Genomic DNA, 24,116 nt, shown 5'->3' with positions numbered 1-24,116 from the left:
TGCGTCATTCGTACCCAGGTCAGAAATGGCCGCCTTGTGAAAAGGCGGGCCGGCAAACTGGCGGTCATTGGAGATGCCGCGCATGGGCCTGCGCGCATGCGGGTGCAGAGGGCACCGCTGTCAGATGGCGTGGCTGAACATGGGGCTGGCCAGCATCGCCACCGCAAAGGAGATGGCGCAGATTGCAGACCACAGGAAGACGAGGAAGAGGTGGCGCATCGTGCAGCTCTCGGGAGTGTTTGGTGGTTCTTGCCAGTTCAATTGCGGATGCGGTTCAGAATGCGCAGCCCGAGCATTGAAAGGCGTTCCAGCAGAGGCCGTGGCTCCATGCGCAGCAGCAACAGCTGCTGGCCGCCGCGCACGGGAAAGGCTTCCAGCAGGCTGCGGTGGTAGCGGGCATCCGGGTCCGGGTTGAAGCTTTCTGTGGGAACGACTCGATGCATCTTGTATCTCCGTCATGTGATTTCGGAAGCCTTTGGGGAGCGCGGACTCTGACGGGATCTATTTCAATTGGTTTCGCGGCGTTTCCGTGCGGGTCAAGTTTGTGGCCGCATGTAGGCCGGGTCTGTACGCTGCGTATGTGTTTTGCGCACGCGCTGTGCGGCCTGTCCGCAGGTCTTCACAGGTGTGAGCAGCGCGTCGGCAACGGCTTTGCGGCGGCTGGCAGTCCCTAGAATTCGGGATCCCCATCTCATTTGCCAGGAGTTCCATGTCCTCCGTTCCCACGCTTCAGATCCGGCCCGTTGCACAGGCGGACCATCAGCAATGGCTTCCTCTTTGGCAGGGCTACAACGCCTTTTACGGGCGCGCTGGCGAGACGGCGCTGCCCGAGGACATCACGCAGGCGACCTGGGAGCGCTTTCTCAATCCGCTGGAGCCGGTGTTTGCGCTGGTGGCAGAGAGCGAGGGTGAGCTGGTGGGCCTGGCGCACTACCTGTTCCACCGCAGCACCACGCGGCTGGAGCCCGTGTGCTATTTGCAGGATCTGTTTGCCGATGCACGCCGGCGCAAGCAGGGCATAGGCAAGTCGCTCATCCGCGCGGTCTACGAGCAGGCATCCCTGGCGGGAGCGCGCCGTGTCTACTGGCAGACGCAGTCTTCCAACGAAGCGGGCCGTGCGCTGTATGACCAGGTGGCCGAGCATCGTGGCTTCATCGTCTACGGGCACGAACTCCAGGGCAGAGCCTGACGCTTTGTTGTCGGGTTGGCGATCCAGAGAAGAAACCTGTTGAAACAGCGGGTGCGCGCAGCCGATGCAGGTCCGCCGGGGGGGCTTGGCAACCCTAGAATCACGCGTTGTCCTTTCGCTGCTTGCGCTGCACCCCCATGTCCAATCTCATCGTCCACGGCGGCACGCCCTTGCGCGGCCGCGTCGTTCCTTCCGCCAACAAGAATGCCGTGTTGCCGATCCTGTGCGCCACGCTATTGACCGATCAGCCGCTGCGGCTGTATGGCGTGCCGGACATCACCGATGTGCGCAAGATCCTGGACATCTTCCGCACGCTGGGCAGCGAGGTGCAGCTGGACGAAACCACACGCACGCTGCAGTTGCATCATCGCGATACGCGCTTTGATGCATCGTCGCATCGCCTGCCGGAGGAGATGCGCTCTTCCATCATGCTGGTGCCGCCGCTGCTGGCGCGCTTTGGCGTGGCGCGGCTGGAGGACAACGTCAAGGGCTGCACGCTGGGCGTGCGTGAGATCGATCCGCACGTGGACATCTTCCGCTCCTTCGGAGGTGAGGTGGAGCGCGCCAGCGGCTCGCTGCTGATCCACAGCGCACAGCCGCTCAAGGCCGTGCGCCACTGGCTGGACTACGCCTCCGTCACGGCGACAGAGAACTTCGTGCTGTGCGCAGTGGCCGCGCAGGGCGAGTCCATGCTGACCAATGCGGCCTGCGAGCCGCATGTGCAGGAGTTCTGCCGCTTCATGGTGATGATGGGCGCCGACATCGACGGCATCGGCACCTCGCGGCTGACGGTGCGTGGCGGCGCGCCGCTGAGCGGCGGCGAGTTCACCTTCGAGGAAGACTTCCACGAGATCACCACCTTTCTCGCGCTGGGCGCGATCACGGGCGGCGATGTGGAGGTGCGCAACAGCACGCCGGACAACTTTCCGCTGATCGACCGCACCTTCGCCAAGTTTGGCGTGCAGGTGGAGCACAAGAACGGCTGGTCACGCGCGCTGCGCTCGGGGCCGCTGAAGGTGCAGACGCCGTTCACCAGCAATGTGCTCACCAAGGTCGAGGCTGCGCCGTGGCCGTACTTTCCGGTGGATCTGCTGCCCATCTTCATTGCGCTGGGTGTGCATGCGCAGGGCAATGCGCTGTTCTGGAACAAGATCTACGACGGCGCGTTGGGCTGGACGGGCGAGCTGTCCAAGTTCGGTGCCCATGTGTTTTCTTCGGACCCGCATCGTGTGGTCACCTTCGGCGGCAATCCGCTGACGCCGGCCGTGGTGGAGAGCCCCTACATCATCCGCGTGGCGATTGCGCTGTTCATGGTCGCCAGCAGCATCGAGGGCCGCTCGGAGATCCGCAACGCCACGCCGATCCGCCGGGCGCATCCGCACTTCGTGGAGAACCTGCGCAGTCTGGGCGCTCGGGTGGAGTGGACCAACGAGGAGTGATGGAAAGCGGCGATGCGCAGGCTGCTAGGCCTGCGGCGCCGCATCCGAGAATCTCTTGGCCGCCCTGAGCAGGTAGCTCACGGCATAGAGGATGGGGTCGTCCGTCTCGTCGTCGTTCACGCGGTCAATGATTTCCAGCAGGCCCTGAAGGTCGGCGGACATCTGTGGCAGCACGCTGCTGGCCAGGGCCTCCACCGGTTGCTCGGCAGCGGCGCGGTCCGCCTTGAGGTGATAGCCGCGCAGCAGGTCGCGGACACCGATCACCATGGCGCGGCTGGACCTTTCCACATGCATTTCCAGCACGCTCAGCGCTGCGCTGATGTGGCATAGCGCGTCTGTTGCCAGGGTCTCCGGGTCGGGCGGGCTGGCGACGGCCTGCGCAGGATGCACGGAGGCTGGCATGTCTGTGTCCGGCATGGTTCTGTCCTTGCGCAATGTGTCCTGGATTCAGGGCTGGTGGTTCGAGGGCGTGGATGTGGGCTTGCACAGCCCCCGGGCGGGTCGTTTCGAGTTTTATGCCAACTTGGAATCATGTCAACTAGGCATGAATCTGAATTTGCATCCGGCAGGTACCATCGCGCAATGCAACGCAAACCCTTTCCCAGCGAAACCCAGGAGCGCTTCATCGTCCGTTTTCCGGATGGCATGCGTGATCGCATCTCGGAAGCGGCAAAGGCCGGCCACCGTTCCATGAATGCAGAAATCGTTGCGCGCATACGGCGCAGCTTCGAATTGGACGAAGCCGGCGATGCCGACCAGGCCGGGGTCGAGCAGGGTGCGGCGGGATTGAGAGAGGAAATTTCGCGCCTGTGCCAGTTGCTGCAAGAGCACAAGGACGCTGCGGCAGGCCTGTTCGAGGCGCACAAGGAAGCGGTGGTGGACGAGGCACTGAAACGCCTGCGCTCCGAAACAGGCATGGCGGCAGGCCGCGCTCCGGGGAAGAGATGAGGCTGTAGGCCTGAGACCACGCTCATCGTTGCCGAGCGCTGGCGGCTGTCCTTGCGGGGCGCGCTTATCGTTGCGTCGGGTCTGCAAGGATCCATCCCTTTTTTAGAAGCTCTTGCAGCAAAGGACGCAGCTATGAACACGGATCAGATCAAGGGCACGCTCAAGGATGCCGCAGGCAAGGTGCAGCAAAAGGCTGGCGAGTTGATCGACAGCCCCGAACAGCAGGCCAAGGGCATTGCCAAGCAGGTCGAAGGCACGGCTCAGAAAAAGCTGGGCGATGTGAAGGAAGCCCTGAAGGATGCGAAAAAGTAAGGCGCCCACGCTGCCTTGATGACGAACAAGCCCGCCACTGCCTGGCGGGCTTTTCTTTTCAGCGAGTTTTGACGGGCGCAAGCCCGAGCAAGGCGTTCCTTGCTTCCTTTATCAGGCGGTCTGGGGCAGCTTGCGGCCGGGGTCCGCGGCCACGTGCACACGGTCACGGCCTGCCTGCTTGGCGGAGTAGAGCAGGGCGTCGGCGCGCGTCAGCGCATCGGTCAGGGCGGTGTTGGCGGCCACGGGGGCGATGCCGAAGCTGATGGTGATCCGCTGGCCGGCTGCCAGCACATAGCCGTCCGCGCTGAGCTGAGCGCGTATGCGCTCGGCCACGCGCTCGGCCTCCTCGGGCGTGGTGCGCATCAGCAGCAGCACGAATTCCTCGCCGCCAAAGCGTGAGACCAGATCGTCGCTGCGCACATGCTGCTGCAAGGTCCTGGCCACGGCCTGCAGAACGCGGTCGCCACAGTCATGGCCCCAGCTGTCGTTGATGCGCTTGAAGTGGTCTATGTCGCCGATCAGCACGGAAACCGGCGCCATGTGCGAATCGGCCAGGCGCAGCTCGGCGGCCTCCTGGAAGGCGCGACGGTTGAGCAGGTTGGTCAGCGAGTCGTGGTTGCGCTCCTGGCGCAGAGCGGTGAAGACATCGCGCACCGTGCAGGCCAGCAGCATCAGGGTGAACAGCAGAGCAAACGACAGCGTGCTGACCAGAGTCACCAGCCAGTAGGTGGAGCGAGCAATCTCATTGAGGTCGGTGCTGCCCAGGGCCAGCACCAGCAGCGGCCGGGCGGCGGTGTAGCCGGCAAACACCACGTAGGACCAGTAGAGCATTCTCTCCAGCCAATCCTGCGGTGGCCGGCGCCGCAGCATGGCGGGCGCCGGCAGCAACTGCAGCAGGCCCAGGCCTGTGTTGAGCCAATGCACGCGTACCCACAGATCGACCTGGATCCGGCTGTAGTAGTACAGCGCGGCCAGAACCACCGCACCTATGAGCAAACCCAGCACGGGATGGGCCGAGACCCCGTAACGCCCCGCCATGCAGCGCGCAAAGCACCAGGTGCCAAACAGGTACATGGCGCCTGTGTACACGGCCCAATGGTGGAGTTGTTCGCGGGGGGCAATGCTCTGCCATGCAAGCGCCAGGGAAACCAGGGCATAGCCGCCGGCAATCCACAGCAGATAGCGCTGGCGACGCTGCACCAGCCAGCACACGGCCAGCGTGCAACTGAGCAGCAAAATGCTCAGCGGCGCAATCAGTACATAGAGGCGATCGGTATCGAGTGACACATCCACAGCGTGTTATGCACTTGCAGGTGCGAAAGACGGCGGCTGGCAGCTTCCAAGCCCAGGCATTCAATGGCGCGGCAGCCGCAAGCGTCATTGCATTTTGCATCCGATGTCACCGGCGCTTGCCACTGCATATGCACTGTTTCGCGTTGTGCACAGCGGGTGATATCGGGTCTGCCCGCGCGCAGCCTCAAGTTCCCGGTATTTCTGACGAAAAAGCAAGTCATCTTTTCCGGATTGATGGGCCATGTCGATATGGCGGGGCTTTTCACCGGAAGACGGCCGGCGCTAGTGCGCGTGGCCTGTTGTTTCACCTTTCCTCTGTTCAGTTTTTCCGACGAGAGTTCTACGAATGAAATTTGATCAATGGAGCGTGTCCGCCAAGCTTTGGGGCACGCTGGGCGGCTTGTTGGCGATGATGCTTGCGGTATCGCTGTGGGCACAGTTTGCGGCGGCCCGCGCCATGGACCAGGGCATGCAGACGCTGTCCGAATATGAGAACCGCATCGGTCTGGCCATTCAATGGAAGGGCGCAACGGAAACCACGGGCGAGCGGGTGCTGGCCAGCAATGCCTCCACCGATGAGGAATTGACGCGCCTGCTCGACGGCCGGGTCAAGGAAGGCTCTGGCCTGATCACCAAGCTGCAGGCCGAGATCGTCAAGGGTGCCAGCGAGGCCGACAAGGCTGCGCTGGAGCGCATCGCCAGCATCCGTGCCGAGGTGCTGGCGCTGAACAAGCGGGCCCGCGAGATTAAGTTGACGGGCGATGCCGCGGCGTTCCGCGAGTTCGTCCAGCAACAGTACCTGGGTGCCATCGGCCGCTATGTGGACTCGCTGGAAGTCTTCGTGCAGCTGCAGCGCAGCCAGCGCGATGCGGCCATGGAGCAGGCCCAGGCCGCGCGCCAACAGGCCAGTGTGCTGGCCTGGATTGTCCAGGGCGTGGTGCTCCTGGCCGGACTGGCGCTGGCCTTCGTGCTGACGCGTGCCATCACGCGTCCGCTGGAGCGAGCCGTGCAACTGACCGATGCCATTGCGCAGGGCGACCTTACCGTGTCGGCCGAGGACAGCCGCAAGGACGAATTCGGTCATCTGCTGCGCTCGGTCTCGGGCATGGCGGCACGGCTGCGTGGGCTGGTGACGGAGGTGCGTGACAGCGTGCACTCGATCTCCACTGCATCCACCGAGATTGCCGCCGGGAATCACAACCTATCTTCGCGCACCGAGCAGACGGCGTCGAACCTGGAGGAAACAGCCGCCAGCATGGAGCAACTGACCGCGACCGTGGGCCAGGCCGCCGACACCGCGCGCCAGGCCAATCACCTGGCCGGCAGCGCCGCCCAGGCGGCCGAGCGCGGGGGCGCCGTGGTGGGCCATGTGGTGGCCAGCATGGACCGCATCAGCGACAGCGCACGCCGCATCTCCGACATCATCGGCGTGATCGACTCCATTGCTTTTCAGACCAACATCCTCGCGCTCAATGCCGCTGTGGAAGCGGCCCGCGCGGGTGAGCAGGGCCGTGGCTTCGCTGTCGTGGCTGGCGAAGTGCGGGCCCTGGCCCATCGCAGCGCAGAGGCCGCCAAGGAGATCAAGGGGCTGATCAGCACCTCGGTCGATGCCGCGCAGGAAGGCTCTGCCCAGGTCGCCCAGGCCGGCCAGGTGATGGATGACATCGTGGGCAGCGTGCGCAAGGTCTCGGACATGATTGGCGAGATCACGGCGTCTTCCACCGAGCAGCGCGACGGTATTGGCCAGGTCAACCAGGCTGTCAGCCATCTGGACCAGATGACGCAGCAAAACGCGGCCTTGGTGGAGGAGTCCGCAGCGGCAGCGGCCGCACTGAGCGACCAGGCGCAGCGCCTGTCGGGTATGGTGGCCGTATTCAAGGTTGGCAACGCTGTGCCAGCCCTGCGATAGCGCGTGCAGAAAAAAAGGACCGCCGGGGGCGGTCCTGTTGCAGAGAAAAGCCGTGGCCCTTGCGGGCCTGCCAGGGTAAGTCAGTGAGAGGGGAGGGAGGAGATAGTCTCCCTGGCTCGGCTGGAAAATGGTTCGTGGTGGTGGCGGATTGCTCCAGTGGCCGTTGGGGCCTTGCCGTTGCGTGACGGGATGCCCATGGCTTGCGGGTGCTGCAATGACGTGGGCATCATGATTTTGGAGAGTGCAGGTGTAGGACAGTTCCCTGTGTGATACCTGCTGTTTCCCTTGTTGTGATTGCTTGGGTACCGAAACATGCAGGCACCTCTCGGCTCACACATCAGCACTACATTGAAGAATTTGTAACTTCTGGGCAATAGGGTTAACCCCTTGCTTCTGGCAACAAAAAGCCCGCACTTGGCGGGCTCTGTCGCAGCTTAGTGGCTGCCAGGGGGCGGGCTGCGCCGGACCTCATATGGCGAAGGGAGTGCGGTCCTTGCCTTCAATCCAGCGGGGCTGCTTGCCGCGGCCGGTCCAGGTCGCACCGGTGGCCGGATCGCGGTACTTGGGAACGCCGACCACGCGAAAACCAGCGCCAGTCTTGGCTTTGGACGAGGGAAAGACATCGGCCTCGGTCAATCCGTATTGGTCGATGATGGTGCGCACCTGGGCAATGGCTCCGGACTTTTCGGTCTTGAGCACTTCGGCGATCTGGGCTTCGAGCTGGGCTTTTTGCTGCAGCAGTGTCTTGTAGTCTGTGGTCATGTATATCAATGAATGTTGATCTGCCAATATAAAGGAATCCGGGAGAGCTTTTGGCAAAGTGAGCCTACACTGCCGCGCAACACCCGGATGACGACAGGCGTATTGTCAGAGAGCCTGTTTGAGAACAGGTTCCCATGTTGCCTGAGTCTAGGCGAGTCTGACGCTGATTTTTGTGGCGTATGGAAACCGGGTCATCGCATCTGCCACCGCTGCGCAGGTGCTGGGAAACAGGGCCGTGTAGCAGGCGCCGGCCACTTTGATGATGCATCGCTTCATGTTTCTCTCCCCTTGAATGACAGGTCTGCCTGCTTATCGGCATCTTTGCATCAAGATGAAACATTTTGTATCCTGCTCCCTGCCGATGCTGGTCAGGGGCCTTCATGGATCCATGGCAGTCCAGGAAGGGCAAGAAAAGGCCGCATGGTGCACCCCAAAAATATGAGGGAGGGAAAAACACAGGGTGCGCGGCGCAAACGGCAGGACCCTGGTGCAAGGCCCTGGCGTTTGCGACAAAAAGATCCCGCCTGCAGGGCGGGAAATGTCTGTGTTACAAATTGACACTATAGCATGCATCCGTCCAGGATGTGACGATAACTTGCAAAAACCTGACGACTCAGACCCCGGTGGCGTTGCAAGCAAAGCGCTGCTTGCTCGAAGGGGTGGTGCAGCGGATCACCTGCAGCCAGGAAGCGTGCAATTGCAAGGGCAAGTACGCACTCTTTGAGCTCTGGCGGCCGGTGTGTCTCGGATAGGCTCGGTGGGCATCCACAGCCCTCGTTTTTGCCTTTACTACGCATCATGTTTCAAACACTTCGTGCCCGCCTGATCCTCATCTGCGTGGCAATCACAGTGGCCGCGCTGTTCGCGCTGTCCATGGCCACCTTCTGGACGGCGCGCGGCAGCACGCTGTCCGGCATCGACGAAAACATCGGCCAGCTCACGCAGGCCCATGCAGCCGCATTGACCGACTGGGTCCAGGACAAGCAGCGCATCACCGGCTCGCTGAAAACGGCGGTGCAACAGCCGGACCCGATTCCTTTCCTGCTGGCAGGCCAGCAGGCCGGCGGCTTCGATGACGCCTACTTCGTGCATGCGGACAAGCGTGCCGTGTTCACCCATCCCATGCCGGAGAACTACGACGGCACCCAGCGCGACTGGTTCAAGCAGGCCGTGCGGGAAGGCCGTCCGGGCGTCACGCCAGCCTACGTGGACGCCAGCACGGGTGAGCTGACGATCAGCTTTGTCGATCCGGTCGGGGCCTCGGGCGCGATCACGGCCGTCGTCGGCACCGATGTGCGGCTGGCGGCCATGTCCAGGAAAGTGGCGGCCATACGCCCCCAGGAAAAGAGCTTAGCCTTTCTGATGGACGGCGAAGGCCGTCTGCTGGCCTACGCCAGGCCCGAGCTGGCGCTCAAGCCCGCTTCGGCGATTGCACCGGAGCTCGATGCGGCCCTGATCAAGCGCCTGGCCGAGCAGGGCGGACGTGCCGACCTGGTGCTCGATGGAGAGCCGCAGATGGTCTATGCCGCCAAGGTGGAGGGCACGCCCTGGACGCTGGCCGTGGTGATCGACCGCGCACAGGCCACGCATTCCGTAAGCGCGCTGCTGCAGGTGGCCGCCTTCATCACCGCGCTTTCCGTGCTGGGTACGGCCGTGCTGTTGACCGTGGTGCTGCGCCGGATGCTCATGCGCCTGGCCGTGGCGCGCGATGCCTTGCAGGACATTGCTTCCGGCGAGGGCGATCTGACCCGCCGCCTCACGGCGGCAGGCCGGGACGAACTGGCGCAGATCGGCCAGTCCTTCAATCAGTTCGTGGACAAGATCGCCACGGTGCTGCTGCGCATTCGCGAATCGTCGGAATCGGTGCGCATGGCGTCGGCCGAGATCGCGGGCGGCAACCAGGACCTGTCGTCACGCACCGAGCAGCAGGCCAGCTCGCTGGAGCAGACGGCAGCCGCCATGGAGCAGATCACGGCAACCGTGCAGCAAAACGCGGCCAATGCCCGCCAGGCCAGCGAGCTGGCCACCAGCGCCTCGCAGATCGCCACGCAAGGCGGTGAGGCCGTGGGCCAGGTGGTGCAGACCATGGGTGGCATCGAGGCGTCGGCACGCAAGATCGAAAGCATCATCGGCGTGATCGACTCCATCGCCTTCCAGACAAACATCCTCGCGCTCAATGCTGCCGTCGAAGCGGCCCGTGCCGGCGAGCAGGGCCGTGGCTTTGCGGTGGTCGCCAGCGAGGTGCGCACGCTGGCCCAGCGCAGCGCCACGGCGGCGCGGGAGATCAAGGCGCTGATCGACGATTCCGTGGGCCAGATCGACACGGGCAGTCGGCTGGTGCGCAATGCGGGCACCACCATCGACCAGGCCGTGGACGGCGTGCGCAAGCTCAGCACGCTGGTGGCCGAGATCAGCAACGCCAGCCAGGAGCAAAGCCGTGGCATTGCCGAGGTGGGTAGCGCCATTGGACAGATGGACCAGGTCACGCAGCAGAACGCCGCCCTGGTGGAAGAGGTCACGGCGGCTGCGCAATCGCTGCAGCAACAGGCCGTGCAGCTGGCACAGGCCGTGGCGGGCTTCAAGCTCGACGAAGTAAACGGCGCCCGCCGCCTGCGCTGAGCGCGGGCAAAACGCCGAGGCAGCGCCTGGTGTCAGGCCGCCTTGGCGCCCCCGGAATGCTCGCAGGCAAAGGCCGGTGTACCGGCCTCGTCCGGCCGCTCGCCCGCCACGAAATACCGGTCCCGGCCGCTGGCCTTGGCCTGGTACAGCGCCGTGTCGGCCGTGCGCAGCAAGGCGCTCAAACCCAGCGGAGGCTGGGCCATGTTCGTGCAGGCGATGCCAATGCTCAGCGTGGGGCAGATGGTTGCGCCATCGCTTGTCTCGATGCGGATTTCGCGCGTGGCTTCGCACAGCCGCTGGGCCACGGCGCTGGCCGTGGCGCAGTCGGCGCCAGGCAGCAGCACGGCGAATTCCTCACCGCCCAGGCGGCCTATGAGTTCATGCGGGCGCAGCGCTTGCGACAGGCGTGCCGAGACTTCCTGCAGCACCCGGTCGCCAGCGGCATGGCCGTGGCGGTCGTTGGTGTGCTTGAAGTGGTCCAGGTCCAGCATCAGCATGGCGCCCGACTGGTGCTCGCGCTGCAGGCGCTCCAGCGTGCGCTGAGCGCGCTCCAGAAAGCTGGTGCGTGCCAGCAGGCCGGTCAGCGCATCGTGGTTCACTGCATGGCGCAGTTTGCTGAGCATGTCCTTGAAGGCCATGAGCGTGCAGGCCACGGCCAGCGGGCCTATGGACAGCATGGCCAGGCCCAGGCGGAACGAGAACGTGGTCTCCAGTTCGGAACTGGGCGAGGTGAGCAGTACATCTGAAAACGTGGCCAGCTTGATGGCACAGCTGGCGAGGTTGAGCAGGGCGACCACGAACAGCCGGTAGCGCATGGCACACAGCAGCATGGCCGGCATGCTCAGGGACAGCGCGCCCGGCCCGCCCAGGTAGATGGCAATGGCCTCGGAGATCACCAGGGCCAACAGCGGCAGCAGGGCCTGCACGATCTGCCTGAACGGCTGGCCACGCCAGGACAGCGGCTCCAGGCTTGCGGGAAAGCTCAACAGAACGGGCAGCAACAGAGTCATGTGCATCAGCTCGCTGCTGAACCACATGGCCATCATGGGCTGCCAGGGCCAATGCATCAGCTGGTGCATGCCCACCGAGCCCAGCACGGCGCCGACCACGCTCACAAGCAGGCTGCACATCACCAGGTGCAGCACCGATGAGGGGGAGCGCATCTGCCGCACCCGCAGCGGCAGGCGCCGCATCATCACCCAGCCGCAGGCCACGGCTGCCAGATCGGCGAAAGTCAGCCACAGGGTCTGGTCAAGCGGGCTGCCCGACAACCATTCGGCCAACGCCATGGCCACGGCGGCCGCCGTCCAGCAGTGTCTATGGCTGTAGGCGGGGCTGCGCAGCATCCAGCCCAGGAGCAGGGCGTTGGACAGCCACAGAGATGAAAGATGCCCCGGAGAGCGCAGGCCCAGCGCCACGGCCGAGCACAGAAACAGCACCCCGCCCAGCACAAAGCTGTCCCGCCAGGGCGTTGCAGCTTGTGAAATCCACGGATCTCCAGATACGGCGCGATATGACATATGTCTCCCCTGTGGAGACTGAATGGAGGCACCGGACACTGCGCGCGTTCGTCGGGCATGCCGGGCATGCCCTTGTCATGGGGAACGAGCGGTCCGGCGGGCAGCGGGAAATCGGAAAACCCTCCTTTGGCGTGCTGCGGCAAGCCGCGTAACTGCGGGCAGGCCCTGCGTCGGAAACCGACGGATGCGGGGTAACTTGAGTTCACAAAATTTACGCCTGCGGGGCCAATCTAGCGGAAATGCATGTATTTGCAAGTACTGATCCATCATGCGTGCTGCGCCTTCCCAAGCGGTTTGCCGTGTTCCGTCGAGCCCGGCCAGTACGGCCGCAGGCGGCAGCCCTGCCCGCGGAGCAGCGTCGCCAAAGGAAGGATGGGATGCATGCTAAGTATTTATGCGAGGTCCCAGCCGGGTGACATGCAGCGGCAGAGCATCGGGGTGTGTCGGGGGATTTGTAATTAGTTACTTTTGTTTCTGATAGCCATTACTCTTGCCTGGTGGTGCCCATGTGCCATCGCTGCTGGGCGATGCGGGATGGGGATGCACTCCAGATGCGGCGGTTTCGGATGAAACGAGGATCTTGTTGATGAAAGCGACGATTTGCAGCGCATAGAATTGCCGGATTGGTGGATATATCTGCCGAAATGTTGAACACGTCCGAGCCGCCGCCATAGGCTCTTGCCGTTGACGTCCAGGGAGCTGCATGGAATACCGTCTTGATGAAACCGACCGCCAACTGCTGCGCCTGCTGCAGACCAATGCGCGGGCTTCCACCGCGCATCTGGCCCGGCAGATGAATCTGGCGCGCACGACGGTGGTGGCCCGCATTGCCCGGCTGGAGCAGGAAGGCGTGATCGCCGGATACGGCGTTCGCCTGGGTGCGCGCGTGGAGCAGTCTGCGGTGCGCGCGTACTGCGGCATTCGCGTGCAGCCCAAGACGGCCACTTCAGTAATGCAGGCACTCAACCGTTTCACCGAGGTCGAGGAAGTCTCCGCCGTCAGCGGCCAGTACGACTACATGGTGTTCGTGCGCTGCGAGAGCAACGAAAAGCTCGACGCGCTGCTGGACCGCATAGGCCTGATCGACGGCATACAGCAGACCTATACCTCGGTGGTGCTCAGCCGCAAGATCGACCGGCGCATGACGGCGGCGCTGAGCCAGCTGGCTGAATCTGCCGCCTGAGTCTTCTGCCCGTGCCGGCCGATGGAGAGCCGGGCGGCTGTCCACATCGACTGTCGGGCATCAGACATTTCCTAGTGAAACTGCCGGGTAGGCAGTGCATTGCCTCGCTCCTATGCTGATGCGGGCCCCGTGGCAGACCGGGGCCTTTGTGTACGCATAACACCAGGAGACAAAGCATGCACCCAGCGCTTCGCAGTGGATGGAAACCCTTGTCATTGATAGCCCTGGCCGCCTTGGCGGCCTGCGGCGGTTCGGGAGACGGCTCCGGCAGCAAGTACAGCGCGGAGATCCGCCGCACGGAGATGGGCATTCCGCACATCAAGGCCAAGGACTGGACGGGCCTGGGCTATGGTGCGGGCTATGCCCAGGCGCAGGACAACCTGTGCACCATGGCCGACTCCTTCCTGACCTACCGCGGGGAGCGTTCGCGCCACTTCGGCGGCGATGCCCAGGCCGTCTATGACAGCACCATCGACCGGCCGCGCAACATCGATTCGGACTTCTTCTTCCGCCATGTCGTCTCCGATGACGCCGTGGCCGCCATGATCCAGGCCCAGCCCGACAAGCTCAAGCAACTGGTCGATGGCTTCGTGGCAGGCTACAACCGCGTGGTGCGCGAGACCCCGGCCGGGGCCAAGACCAATGCGGCCTGCGCGGGCCAGCCTTGGGTGCAGGCCATCACGGCCCAGGACATCTGGCGGCGCATGTACACGGCCAATCTTGCCGGCGGCTACAGCAATTTCGTGGCCCAGATCGCCAATGCCGTGCCGCCTGCAGCGGCTGCGGCGGCAACGGCCTCGGCCAAGCCGGCGAAGGGCCGGTCGGCCGCGACGCAGCTGGCCGCGCTCAAGCCGGGCCAGGTGGTGGCGCCATCATTGCAGGTGGGCGGCACCACGGGCATAGGCAGCAACATGTACGGCTTCGGCCAGCAGGCCACGGGCGGCAGCAGCGTGCTGTTCGGCAATCCGCACTGGTACTGGAAGGGGCCGGACCGCTTCTACCAATCGCAGCTCACGATTCCGGGCGAGATCGACGTCAGTGGCGCCAGCTTCCTGGGTATCCCGATGGTGCTGATCGGCTTCAACAACGACGTGGCCTGGAGCCACACCGTGTCCACGGCGCGGCGCTTCGGCCTGTTCATGTACCAACTGGCCCCCAATGATCCGACCCGCTATGTGCGCGACGGCAAGACCGAGGCCATGCAGGCCAGCAGGATCACGGTGAGCGTGCGCAATGCCTCCGGCGGGCAGGACCAGGTCACGCGCACGCTGTACAAGACCGTTCACGGCCCGGTGGTCAACCTCGGCGCCATGGACCCGGCGCTGGGCTGGACCACGCAGAGCGTGTTCGCCATCCGCGACATCAACGCCTACAACTACCGCACTTTCCGCAACTGGCTGCGCTGGAACCAGGCCAGGTCGCTGGACGAGTTCATCCGCATCCAGAAGGAGGAGTCGGCCATTCCCTGGGTCAACACCGTCGCTGCGGGACGCGGCAACGCCCAGGTCTGGTATGCCGACATAGGCGCCGTGCCCAACGTGCCGCCCGCGCAGCTGCAGGCCTGCGCCACGCCGGCCTCGGCCGCCATCAACGCGGCGCTGCCCCAGGTGCCGGTGCTGGCCGGCGGCAGCAGCCAGTGCGACTGGGGCTCGGATGCGGATTCGGTGCAGGCCGGCGCCATCGGCCCGGCACGCATGCCCAGCCTGCTGCGTGGCGACTACGTGGGCAACATGAACGACAGCTACTGGCTGTCCAATGCCTCGGCGCCGCTGACCGGCTATCCGGCCATCTTCGGCTCCACTTCGTCGGCCCAGAGCCTGCGCACGCGCCTGGGCCACACCATGGCGCTGCAGCGGCTGGCGGGCACGGACGGCTATCCGGGCAAGCTGGCCACCAGCGACATCGTTCGCCAGATGGTGCTGGACAGCCGTGTGTACAGCGCGCGTTTCAAGGACGAGGCATTGGCCCAGGTCTGTCCAGGCCCCGTGTCCTCGGCGGGTGAAACGGTGGACGTATCGGCTGCCTGCACGGCGCTGCAGGCCTGGGACGGCACGGGCACGGCGGCATCCAGGGGCTCCCATGTCTGGGACGAGTTCTGGAAGCGCGTGGCCAGCCAGATCAAATCGGCCGACCTGTATGCCGTGCCCTTCGATGCGTCCGACCCCGTCAACACGCCGCGCGGCATCAAGCCCACGGCCAAGGCGGCGCTGCAAAAGGCGTTCGCCGAAGCAGTGAAGGCCGTGCAGGCCAGCGGCTTTGCCATGGATGCGGCGCGTGGCACCGTGCTGTTCTCGCAGCGTGGCGGAGAGAAGACGGCGCTGTATGGCGGATGCGGCGAGGTGGGCTACTTCACCATCACCTGCTCGGAAAACAAGATAGAGCAGGGCGGCTACAGCATGGACGGGCAGCCGCACGGCAACAGCTACATGCAGGTGGTGAGCTTCCCGGCGGCCGGAGTGGAGGCCCATACCTTCCTGACCTTTTCGCTGTCGGACGATCCTGCCTCGGCCCACTATGCGGACTACACCAAGGCCTACGGTGCGCGCCAGTGGCTCAAGCTGCCGTTCACCGACAGCGCCATCCAGGCCAGCCCGGCCTACAAGACGCAGACCGTGAGCGAGTGACATCCGCTGTCCGGCGTGATGCAGTGCCCGCCTGAAGGGGCTGCATCCGGCATGCAATGCAAACGGGGGCCCAGGCCCCCGTTTCGCTTGACTGGTTGCCTGGCTCAATCCACCACGACGCGGGCCTGGCCCGCTTCCATGCGGCCGACGATGGCTGCATCGCCAAAGCCCTGTTCGGCAAACAGCGCAAGCACCTGGTCCGCCACATCGGGCGTGCACGATACGAGCAGGCCGCCCGAGGTCTGCGGATCGGTCAGCAGCGCGCGCTGGGCATCGGTGATGCCGGCGCCCAGCACCACCTGTGTGCCATACGAGGCCCAGTTGCGGCCCGAGGCGCCCGTAATGACGCCCTGCTCGGCAAAGCCCTGCACCGTGGGCAGCACGGGCAGGCTGCGGCTGTCGATGCGCGCCGTCAGGCCCGCGCCGCGTGCCAGTTCCAGGCCGTGGCCCAGCAGGCCGAAGCCCGTCACATCGGTCAGCGCGTGCACGCCGTCCATCTTGCCCAGCGCCGTGCCGGGGCGGTTGAGCAAGGTGGTTGCCTCCACCATGGCGCGGTAGCCGGCTTCGTCCAGCAGGTTCTTCTTGAGCGCGGCCGACAGGATGCCTACGCCCAGCGGCTTGCCCAGGATCAGCACATCGCCGGCCTTGGCGTCGGCGTTGCGTTTCATCTGGCGCGGGTTGACGATGCCGATGCCCACCAGGCCGTAGATGGGCTCGACCGAGTCGATGGAGTGGCCGCCGGCCAGCGGAATGCCGGCATCGCGGCAGACCGACTCGCCGCCTTCCAGGATCTTGGCAATGGTGTCGTGTGGCAGCACATTGATGGGCATGCCCACGATGGCCAGGGCCATCAGCGGCTGGCCGCCCATGGCGTAGATGTCGGACAGCGCATTCGTCGCGGCGATGCGGCCGAAGTCATACGGATCGTCCACGATGGGCATGAAGAAATCCGTGGTCGCCACGATGGCCTGCTCGTCGTTGATGCGGTAGACGGCGGCGTCGTCGGCGGTCTCCGTGCCCACCAGCAGGTCCGGGAAGAACTGCTTGGGCAGCGCGCTCTTGCCGATCAGCTCCGCCAGCAGGCCCGGCGCGATCTTGCAGCCGCAGCCGCCGCCATGGGACAGCGAGGTGAGTCGGGGAGCTTGGGAGGTGTCTGTGGTCATGGAGCAATCCGGCGAACGGGGGCGATCGCAGTAGTGGAAAAGAGTGCCTGCCGCCAGCGCGGCGGCGCGCCATATTATGGGCGGGCACGGCGGGCGGCCATGGTACAAGCGGGCATGTCCAAGTCTTTCGCTCATGACCGCGCATCCGTGGACTGCGATCCCGAGACGGTGGTCGGCGTGGAGCAGCGCGGCTTCAACGCCTGGCCGGCCCAGCGCACCGTGCTCTGCGGGGACTGGCTGCTGCGCGCCGCGCAGGGCCATACCAAGCGGGCCAACTCGGCCAATGCCCATCAGCCCGGCGCCCGCCTTGGCGCCTTGCTGGCGCAGATCGAAGCCTTCTACCAACGCCAGGGCCTGCCGCCCGTCTTCCGCCTCTCGCCCCTGGCCAGCCCCGAGGCCGATGCCCAGCTGGCGCAGGCCGGCTACCTGCTGGCTGATCCTTCGCTCGTGATGCGCGCAGCCTTGGCGGACATGGCGCAGCCGGCGGACGGAAAAGGCTGGACCCTCGCCATGGATGCCCGGCCCGGTGCGGCCTGGCTGCAAGGCTTTGCCGAGGCCGGCGCCGTGCCGCCCCGGCACAGGCAGGCGCATCACCACATGCTGCAGTCCATTGCCTGGCCCGCCGCCTTTGCCACGCTGCGCGTCGGGGGCGAGGTGGCCGGGTTCGGCCTGGCCGTGCTGGAGCGCGGGTGCGTGGGCCTGTATGACATCGTCATCGCACCTGCAATGCGCGGGCGGGGGCTGGGCCGTGCGCTGGTGTGCGGCCTGCTGCACTGGGGACGGACGCAGGGGGCGCAATGGGCCGAGCTGCAGGTGCGGGCTCCCAACCGGGTGGCGCGCGGGCTGTATGAAAGCCTGGGCTTTCATCCGCTCTACGCCTATCACTACCGCCTGCCTGCCGCGGCACCTTGATGTGCCGCAGCGACTAAGAAAGGATGATGACCCAGCGCGACACTCCGGGTGCTCCGAGGCGGGCGATATGTGAAAAAATGCTTCGATGCGCCGTCGTGGTGCAATGCATGGATTTCCCGTTCAAGGAGCCTTGGTTGGCTGTTCGCATAAATCGCTCACAGCGCTCGCAGCGCTCACTTCTCCCATCCCGCAGGTGGTGCATGGGTGGCAGGATCAAGGGCCTGCCGCCAGCCTGGGCCTGGGTGGCCGTGTGCCTGCTGGCGCTGCAAACGGGTTGGGTGGGGCTGGTGGGGCAGGCGCACGCCGAACCATCGGCCGACGAGCATGAGCTGGGCGTGACACGCACAGTCTTAGGCATCCTGGGCTACACGCGCTGGCCCACGGAAAGCGCGGTGCTGCGGCTGTGCGTGGTGGGCTCCACCGAATATGCCGATGATCTGCTCAATGGTGCCCCGCAGACCGTGGGCAGCCAGCGGCTGGAAGTCCGGCGCGTCGTGCTTTCCGATGCGCGCATCCTGGCCGAATGCGAAGGCATCTATGCCGGCCAGCTCGATGAAGCGGCCTGGCGCAAGCTCATGGAGCAACTGGCCGGACGGCCGCTGCTGACCATCAGCGAGCGGGGAGAGCTGTGCCGCATCGGCGCCATGTTCTGCCTGCGCCGCCGTGGCGAGGGCGCGGGCTTCGAGGTCAGCCTCGACTCCGTGGCACGCAGCGGCCTGCGCGTCAATCCCAAGGTGCTGCAGCTTGCGCGCCACAGGACGTTGCCATGAAGTTGTTCCTGTCCGGCAGCGCCTCCCTGCGCAACGTGATCCGCCGCGCGCACATGCGCATGGCGGCGGTGGCCATTGCGCTGGCGGGCGCGCTGCTGCTCATCGTCGGCGTGGCCACCCTGCGTCTTTACCTGTCCAACAACCTGCATCTGGTGGCACGTTCGCTGGCCTATACGGTCGAGGCATCGCTGGTCTTCGGTGACCGTGACGAGGCTGCCCGCGTGCTGGACCAATTGCTGCGCGGCGAAGGCGTGGCCCATGCCGAGGTTTTCGATGCCGAGCAGCGCCCGTTCGTGCAGTGGTCGGGCCATGGCGGCTCGGCGCTGTCCAGCGTGGGTGAACTGCTGGCCATAGGCATAGGCCTGCCGCGCGCCGAGGCCGATGTGCGCCAGGATGGCCGCCTGGTCGGGAGCGTGCAGCTGTCCAGCGATGGCGTGGGCCTGGTCCGCTTTCTGGGCGCAGGCTTCATCGTGCTGGTGCTGTGCGTGGGCGTGAGCGGCTATGTGGGGCTGCGCCAATCGCGCCGCATGCTGCGCGACATTGCCGAACCGCTGCAGCAGTTGGCGCGCGTGGCGCACGCCGTGCGCCATGACCGGTCCATGGACCAGCGCGTGCCGCTGGCGCGCATTGCCGAACTGCGCGAGTTGGGAGACAACTTCAATGCCCTGCTGGCCGAGCTGCAGACACGCCACGAGCGGCTGCAGCAGCAAAATTCGGCCCTGGAGCGCCAGGCTTCGCGAGACAGCCTCACGGGGCTGGCCAACCGCCTGCATTTCGAGCAGCGCCTGCAGCAGGCGCTGGACAACGCGGCCGAAACCGGACAGAAGCTGGCCGTGCTGTTTCTGGACAACGACCGCTTCAAGCAGGTCAACGACGCGTACGGCCATGCTGTGGGCGATGTGCTGCTCAAGGCCGTAGGCGCAAGACTGCGCTCGCAGGTGCGCGAGAGCGATCTGGTCGCGCGGCTGGGCGGCGATGAGTTCGCCATCCTGCTCTATCCCGTGGGCGGGGGCGGCGATGCGCAGATGGTGCGGGACAAGATAGAGGCCGCCATGCATGAGCCTTTGGTGGTCAGCGAAGGCGTGGTGCTGCAGCCTTCGGTCAGTGCGGGCGTGGCCCTTTTTCCCAAGCATGGCCAGAGCATGGAGACGCTGATGCGCCATGCCGACCAGGCCATGTACCAGGCCAAGGCCATGCGCCAGGCCGAACGAGTCACAGGAGGATGACATGTTGAAACGACGGAGCTGGACCCGGATGTGCGGCGCAGGTGCGGCCGCTGTGCTGGCCCTTGCGCTGGCGGGCTGCAAGGCGGCGCCCGAGGCGCCGCCTACGCCGCAGGGCCTGACCGAGCAGCAGCAGCAAGTGCTGCGCAGCCAGGGCTTTGCACAGGCGGAGCAGGGCTGGGAGCTGCAGATGTCGGGCAAGCTGCTGTTCGGCTTTGACTCGGCCGAAGTCGGCGCCCAGGCGCGCACCAAGGTGCTGGAACTGGGGCGGGCGCTCAAGGGCGTGGGCATAGAGCGGCTGCGCGTGGAAGGCCATACGGACGATCGCGGCAGCGATGCCTACAACATGCGCCTGTCGCTGCGCCGCGCAGAGGCCGTGGCCGATGTGCTGGCCGAAGCCGGCCTGGCGCGCCAGGATATCGAGGTCAAGGGCCTGGGCCGCGCCATGCCCGTGGTGCCCAGCGATGCGGCGGAGAACCGCCGCGTGGCCATCGTCGTGCCCTTGCAATAGCCGGAACCTGGCTGGGATCAGAGTCGGGGGGATTGGCGGAAAGCAGCAGGAGTCGAACCTACCCAGGAGCGGCTGACGCCCCTGACCGGGTTTGAAGCCCGGGCGCACCACCGGGTGCGTATGCTTTCCTTCTGGATTGAAGCTCCCCCTGAGCGGCTTACGCCGCTTCCCCCCGTTGCACGGCGCCTCTCTACCCGCTTCGCGGGGGAGGGGGACGACACCCTTGCTGCGGGGCGGCCCTTGCTCGGTGTCTCTCGCCCTGGGCCGCGCCGGTTGCTGGCGCCGTGGCGAAGCAAAGCTGGCCATTGTAGCGGCCCCTTGCCTCAAATTCTTGCTGTGGCGCCAGTGGTCCACTGCACATCGGGGCGCAGCAGGTGGGCGTCGCGCAGGCGGCGGGTGTAGCCGATGCGGTCGAAGAATTCGAGGATCTGGATGGCGCGCTTGCGGCCCAGGCCTGTGGCATCGCGAAAGGCGTGGGCCTGGATTTCGCCGTTGGGGGTGGCGGCGGCCAGTTCGCGCACCAGGGCGGCGAGTTCGTCCGTGCGGGCGGCGGAGTAGAACAGGTCCTTGGTCACCTGAAACAGCAGTCCCTGGCGCGCGAGCTTGCGCAGCAGCTGGCGCACGGTTTCCTCGCCGATGGCGTTGTCGCGTGCCAGGTCGCGCACCCAGGGCGGGTCGTAGCGGCCGGCTTCGATGGCCGGCAGCAGTTTCTGGGCGATCTGTGTTTCGCTGTCCGACAGTTGCACGCTGTGGCCGGGCAGGTGCAGCCAGGCGCCGCTGGCGGCCAGGCTGCCATCCTGCAGCAGCGTTTGCAGCAGGCCTTTCCACAGCGCGTCATGTCCTGCATGGACCAGGCCGGACAGTGCCATGCGGCGCAGGCGTGCCGCGTTCACACCGGGCTCGTCGGGGTTTTTTTCGTGAAAGCGCGCCATGCTGTCCAGCACCTGGCCGCGCAGCTGCGTCCAGCGTGCGTCACCCAGCAACAGCGTGTCGCCCTCGGCCAGTGGAAGTCGGTGCAGCCGGTGCCCGACGTTGTCCGTGGCCACGGATGCGCGGCCCGTCAGGCGCATGAGCTGCGACGTGGCAATGCCGTGCGCCGCGCCTTGCACCAGCGCGCTGGCGTCTCCGGTGGCAATCAGCGATTCCAGCGCCTGCAGATAGGCCGTGCGCTCGGGGCTGCGGCGCTTGCGTGCGGGAGCAAAGGGGTCGATGACGCTGCCGCCCGCAATCGTACGGTTGGCCTGGGCATTGCGCACGATGAGCCGGTCGCCGGGTTGGGCATGTACGGGCATGTCCAGCACCAGTTGGACGATGGCCTGCTCGCCGGGACCCAGCGGCTGGTCCTGCAGCAGGGCCACGTGGGCCGTGCAGCGCGCCGTACCGATGTGCACATGCACAGGCGTCCATTGGGCCAGTGATGGCGCATCGGCCAGCAGTTGCAGGCGCACGTCGATCCGGTCGCTGGCCTGCAGCAGCCGTGCGTCGGCGATCCAGTCGCCGCGCGTGATGGCTTCCTTGGCAATGCCCGACAGGTTGAGCGCGCAGCGCTGGCCGGCAAGGCCCTGTTCGCTGGCCTGGTTCTGGGCATGCAGGCTGCGCACGCGCACCTCGGTGCCCGAGGCCGAGTGCACCAGCGTGTCGCCGACTTTCACCTGCCCGCCGAACACGGTGCCTGTGACCACGGTGCCCTGGCCCGGCAGCGTGAAGCTGCGGTCCACGGCCAGGCGGAACAGTCCGTCGCTGGCCCGCGCGGGAATGGACTGGGCACGCGCCATGAGGTGCTCGCGCAGCTGCGCCACGCCCGTGTCACCGGGCTGGGCGGCGGCGGTGGGAAAGACCGGGGCGCCGGCCAGCGCCGTGGGCGCCAGCAGGGACTCGATCTCGGCACACACCTGCTGCAGGCGCTCGGGCGTGGCGCGGTCGGCCTTGGTCAGGGCCACGGTGGCTTCGCGCACGCCCAGCAGCTGCAGGATGTCCAGGTGCTCGCGCGTCTGCGGCATGACGCCGTCGTCGGCCGCCACCACCAGCAGGGCGTGGTCTATGCCCACGGCGCCTGCGGCCATGGTGTGCACGAATTTTTCGTGGCCGGGCACGTCGATGATGCCCAGTACCTCGCCATTGGGCAGCGGCGTGTAGGCATAGCCCAGCTCGATGGAGATGCCGCGCGCCTTCTCTTCCTTGAGGCGGTCGGTGTCCACGCCCGTGAGCGCGCGCACCAGGGTGGTCTTGCCGTGGTCGATGTGGCCGGCGGTGCCAATGATCATGCGTTCGTCCTCAGGCGATGTGCAGCAGCGGCAGCTGTTCGGTGAAGGCTGGCTCGTCGGCTGCCTCCAGGCAGCGCAGGTCCAGCCACAGCGCGTCGTCATGCAGCCGGCCGATGACGGGGCGGGGCAGGCCGCGCAGGCCCGCTTCAAGCCGGGTGAGCTGGCGGCCGGCCTGGCGACCGTCGGCCGGATGCAGTCGCAGGCCCCAGCTGGGCAGGTTCTCCACGGGCAGGGCGCCGCTGCCGATCTGGCTGTTCATCTCGGCGGTTTCCACCACATAGCGGCTGCCCAGCGCCTGCTGCACCAGCGGCTGCAGCGCCTGCGCGCGGGCCTGCATGTCGGCCTGGGGGCGCGTGAACAGGCGCAGCGTGGTCAGGCGCTCGGCCAGCTTTTCGGGGTGCAGGTACAGGCGCAGCGTGGGCTCCAGCGCGGCCAGGGTGAGCTTGCTCACGCGCAGCGCGCGCTTGAGCGGGTGTTTCTTGATGCGGGCGATCAGGTCCTTGCGGCCCACGATCAGGCCGGCCTGCGGACCGCCCAGCAGCTTGTCGCCGCTGAAGGTGACGATGTCGGCGCCCGACTCGATGGTCTCGCGCACCGTGACCTCGTAGGGCAGGCCCCATTCGCGCAGATCGACCAGGGTGCCGCTGCCCAGGTCCACCACCATCTGCAGGCCGTGCGCGTGGGCAATGGATGCCACCTCGGCGTCGCTCACGGCCTTGGTGAAGCCGGTGATGGCGTAGTTGCTGCAATGCACCTTCATGAGCAGGCCGGTGTGTTCGCCGACAGCGCCTTCGTAGTCGCGCGCATGGGTACGGTTGGTGGTGCCCACCTCGACCAGGGTGGCGCCCGCGCGCGTCATCACGTCGGGGATGCGGAAGGCCCCGCCGATCTCCACCAGCTCGCCGCGCGAGACGATGACCTCGCGCCCGGCCGCCAGCGTGGCCAGGGTCAGCAGCACGGCGGCGGCGTTGTTGTTGACCACGGTGCAGGCCTCGGCGCCCGTGAGTTCGCAGACCAGGGATTCGATCAGGTCGTCGCGGTCGCCACGGCCGCCGTCCTCCAGGTCGTACTCCAGGTTGGCCGGCGCCGTCATGGCGGCCACCACGGCGTCCACGGCCTCCTGCGGCAGCAGGGCGCGGCCCAGGTTGGTGTGCAGCACCGTGCCCGTGAGGTTGAAGACCGTGCGCAGGCGGGGCGCAAAGCGCCGCGCCAGGCGCAGGCCGGCCGCCTGGATCACCTCGGTGATGCCGGGCGCGCCTGCATCGGGCTCGCCGGACCGCAGCCGCTGCTGCGCATCGGCCCGCATCTGTGCCAGTGTCTCGCGCACGGCCTGGGTGCAGGCATCAAGGCCGTGGCGCTCGCGCAGCGCGAGCATGTCGGCGCTCAGCAGCACCTTGTCCACGGCAGGCAGGCGCAGCGCGGACGGGGTGGAGGAAGCGGCAGAGGTGGCGGCGGTATCGGTCATGGTGTGCGAA

Annotated in this window: 20 protein-coding genes and 1 tRNA gene; 12 read left to right on the top strand and 9 right to left on the bottom strand. The window is 66.1% G+C overall.

Features of this window, described 5'->3' with window-relative positions; translation table 11 throughout:
* Nucleotides 1–257: 257 nt before the first annotated feature.
* Nucleotides 258–443, bottom strand: coding sequence for a hypothetical protein (locus G4D77_RS01440; RefSeq protein WP_017405224.1), 186 nt, complete (start codon nt 441–443; stop codon nt 258–260).
* Between the two features lie 266 nt (nt 444–709).
* Here G4D77_RS01440 and G4D77_RS01435 point away from each other — a divergent pair, with 266 nt between their 5' ends.
* Nucleotides 710–1,189 (top strand): GNAT family N-acetyltransferase, encoded by a 480-nt coding sequence (locus G4D77_RS01435; RefSeq protein WP_016446832.1) that lies wholly within the window; start codon nt 710–712, stop codon nt 1,187–1,189.
* Between the two features lie 137 nt (nt 1,190–1,326).
* Nucleotides 1,327–2,628, top strand: coding sequence for a UDP-N-acetylglucosamine 1-carboxyvinyltransferase (locus G4D77_RS01430; RefSeq protein WP_047218176.1), 1,302 nt, complete (start codon nt 1,327–1,329; stop codon nt 2,626–2,628).
* Between the two features lie 24 nt (nt 2,629–2,652).
* On the opposite strand, the gene G4D77_RS01425 is transcribed toward G4D77_RS01430, so the two are convergent.
* Nucleotides 2,653–3,045, bottom strand: coding sequence for a hypothetical protein (locus G4D77_RS01425; protein ID WP_016446834.1), 393 nt, complete (start codon nt 3,043–3,045; stop codon nt 2,653–2,655).
* A gap of 228 nt (nt 3,046–3,273) precedes the next feature.
* On the opposite strand from G4D77_RS01425, the gene G4D77_RS01420 reads away from it, so the two are divergent.
* Nucleotides 3,274–3,576 carry an Arc family DNA-binding protein gene (locus G4D77_RS01420; RefSeq protein ID WP_232356999.1) on the top strand — a complete coding sequence of 101 codons (303 nt, stop codon included), beginning with the start codon at nt 3,274–3,276 and terminating at the stop codon, nt 3,574–3,576.
* 132 nt (nt 3,577–3,708) lie between these two features.
* Complete coding sequence (locus G4D77_RS01415) at nt 3,709–3,888, top strand: CsbD family protein (RefSeq protein WP_016446836.1); 180 nt, start codon at nt 3,709–3,711, stop codon at nt 3,886–3,888.
* A 111-nt stretch (nt 3,889–3,999) separates the two neighbouring features.
* Here G4D77_RS01415 and G4D77_RS01410 read toward each other — a convergent pair whose 3' ends face one another.
* Complete coding sequence (locus tag G4D77_RS01410; RefSeq protein ID WP_046239572.1) at nt 4,000–5,181, bottom strand: GGDEF domain-containing protein; 1,182 nt, start codon at nt 5,179–5,181, stop codon at nt 4,000–4,002.
* A 346-nt stretch (nt 5,182–5,527) separates the two neighbouring features.
* Between G4D77_RS01410 and G4D77_RS01405 the strand changes: the two genes are divergently transcribed.
* Nucleotides 5,528–7,090: a methyl-accepting chemotaxis protein gene (locus G4D77_RS01405; protein ID WP_016446838.1), complete on the top strand. Its 1,563-nt coding sequence runs from the start codon at nt 5,528–5,530 to the stop codon at nt 7,088–7,090.
* A gap of 468 nt (nt 7,091–7,558) precedes the next feature.
* On the opposite strand, the gene G4D77_RS01400 is transcribed toward G4D77_RS01405, so the two are convergent.
* Nucleotides 7,559–7,852, bottom strand: coding sequence for an H-NS histone family protein (locus G4D77_RS01400; RefSeq protein WP_016446839.1), 294 nt, complete (start codon nt 7,850–7,852; stop codon nt 7,559–7,561).
* A gap of 798 nt (nt 7,853–8,650) precedes the next feature.
* On the opposite strand from G4D77_RS01400, the gene G4D77_RS01395 reads away from it, so the two are divergent.
* On the top strand, nt 8,651–10,471 hold the full coding sequence (locus tag G4D77_RS01395) for a methyl-accepting chemotaxis protein (protein WP_154834429.1): 1,821 nt from the start codon (nt 8,651–8,653) through the stop codon (nt 10,469–10,471).
* A gap of 32 nt (nt 10,472–10,503) precedes the next feature.
* Here the strand turns inward: G4D77_RS01395 and G4D77_RS01390 are convergent, their stop codons facing one another.
* Entirely contained in the window at nt 10,504–11,991 is a 1,488-nt protein-coding gene (locus G4D77_RS01390; protein WP_133072355.1) for a GGDEF domain-containing protein, read from the bottom strand.
* A gap of 703 nt (nt 11,992–12,694) precedes the next feature.
* On the opposite strand from G4D77_RS01390, the gene G4D77_RS01385 reads away from it, so the two are divergent.
* On the top strand, nt 12,695–13,174 hold the full coding sequence (locus tag G4D77_RS01385) for an Lrp/AsnC family transcriptional regulator (protein WP_016446843.1): 480 nt from the start codon (nt 12,695–12,697) through the stop codon (nt 13,172–13,174).
* Between the two features lie 176 nt (nt 13,175–13,350).
* Complete coding sequence (locus tag G4D77_RS01380; protein ID WP_154834428.1) at nt 13,351–15,798, top strand: penicillin acylase family protein; 2,448 nt, start codon at nt 13,351–13,353, stop codon at nt 15,796–15,798.
* Nucleotides 15,799–15,902: 104 nt separating this feature from the next.
* Here G4D77_RS01380 and selD read toward each other — a convergent pair whose 3' ends face one another.
* A complete protein-coding gene (selD, locus tag G4D77_RS01375) occupies nt 15,903–16,961 on the bottom strand; it encodes a selenide, water dikinase SelD (protein ID WP_016446845.1) in 1,059 nt (352 codons plus the stop codon).
* 99 nt (nt 16,962–17,060) lie between these two features.
* On the opposite strand from selD, the gene G4D77_RS01370 reads away from it, so the two are divergent.
* From G4D77_RS01370 to yfiB, 4 genes are all read left to right on the top strand, one after another.
* The gene (locus G4D77_RS01370; RefSeq protein ID WP_016446846.1) at nt 17,061–17,873 is read left to right on the top strand and encodes a GNAT family N-acetyltransferase; all 813 of its coding nucleotides are present in this window, start codon (nt 17,061–17,063) and stop codon (nt 17,871–17,873) included.
* Between the two features lie 200 nt (nt 17,874–18,073).
* The gene (yfiR, locus tag G4D77_RS01365) at nt 18,074–18,643 is read left to right on the top strand and encodes a regulatory sequestration protein YfiR (protein ID WP_016446847.1); all 570 of its coding nucleotides are present in this window, start codon (nt 18,074–18,076) and stop codon (nt 18,641–18,643) included.
* Nucleotides 18,640–19,869, top strand: a complete 1,230-nt coding sequence (gene dgcN, locus G4D77_RS01360) for a diguanylate cyclase DgcN/YfiN (RefSeq protein ID WP_016446848.1) — start codon at nt 18,640–18,642, stop codon at nt 19,867–19,869. Before yfiR ends, dgcN begins: the two co-directional genes overlap by 4 nt.
* A gap of 1 nt (nt 19,870) precedes the next feature.
* Nucleotides 19,871–20,377, top strand: coding sequence for an outer membrane lipoprotein YfiB (yfiB, locus tag G4D77_RS01355; RefSeq protein WP_016446849.1), 507 nt, complete (start codon nt 19,871–19,873; stop codon nt 20,375–20,377).
* Between the two features lie 33 nt (nt 20,378–20,410).
* Here the strand turns inward: yfiB and G4D77_RS01350 are convergent.
* The 3 genes from G4D77_RS01350 to selA form a co-directional block, all read right to left on the bottom strand.
* Nucleotides 20,411–20,506 (bottom strand) — tRNA-Sec (locus G4D77_RS01350).
* Between the two features lie 194 nt (nt 20,507–20,700).
* Nucleotides 20,701–22,641 carry a selenocysteine-specific translation elongation factor gene (gene selB / locus G4D77_RS01345; protein ID WP_154834427.1) on the bottom strand — a complete coding sequence of 647 codons (1,941 nt, stop codon included), beginning with the start codon at nt 22,639–22,641 and terminating at the stop codon, nt 20,701–20,703.
* Between the two features lie 10 nt (nt 22,642–22,651).
* Nucleotides 22,652–24,106 carry an L-seryl-tRNA(Sec) selenium transferase gene (selA, locus tag G4D77_RS01340; protein WP_154834426.1) on the bottom strand — a complete coding sequence of 485 codons (1,455 nt, stop codon included), beginning with the start codon at nt 24,104–24,106 and terminating at the stop codon, nt 22,652–22,654.
* Nucleotides 24,107–24,116: the final 10 nt, after the last annotated feature.

It is taken from the genome of Delftia sp. WY8 (assembly GCF_018437695.1).
GTDB lineage: Bacteria > Pseudomonadota > Gammaproteobacteria > Burkholderiales > Burkholderiaceae_C > Comamonas > Comamonas tsuruhatensis.
This window is presented reverse-complemented; position numbering and strand designations above follow the sequence as displayed.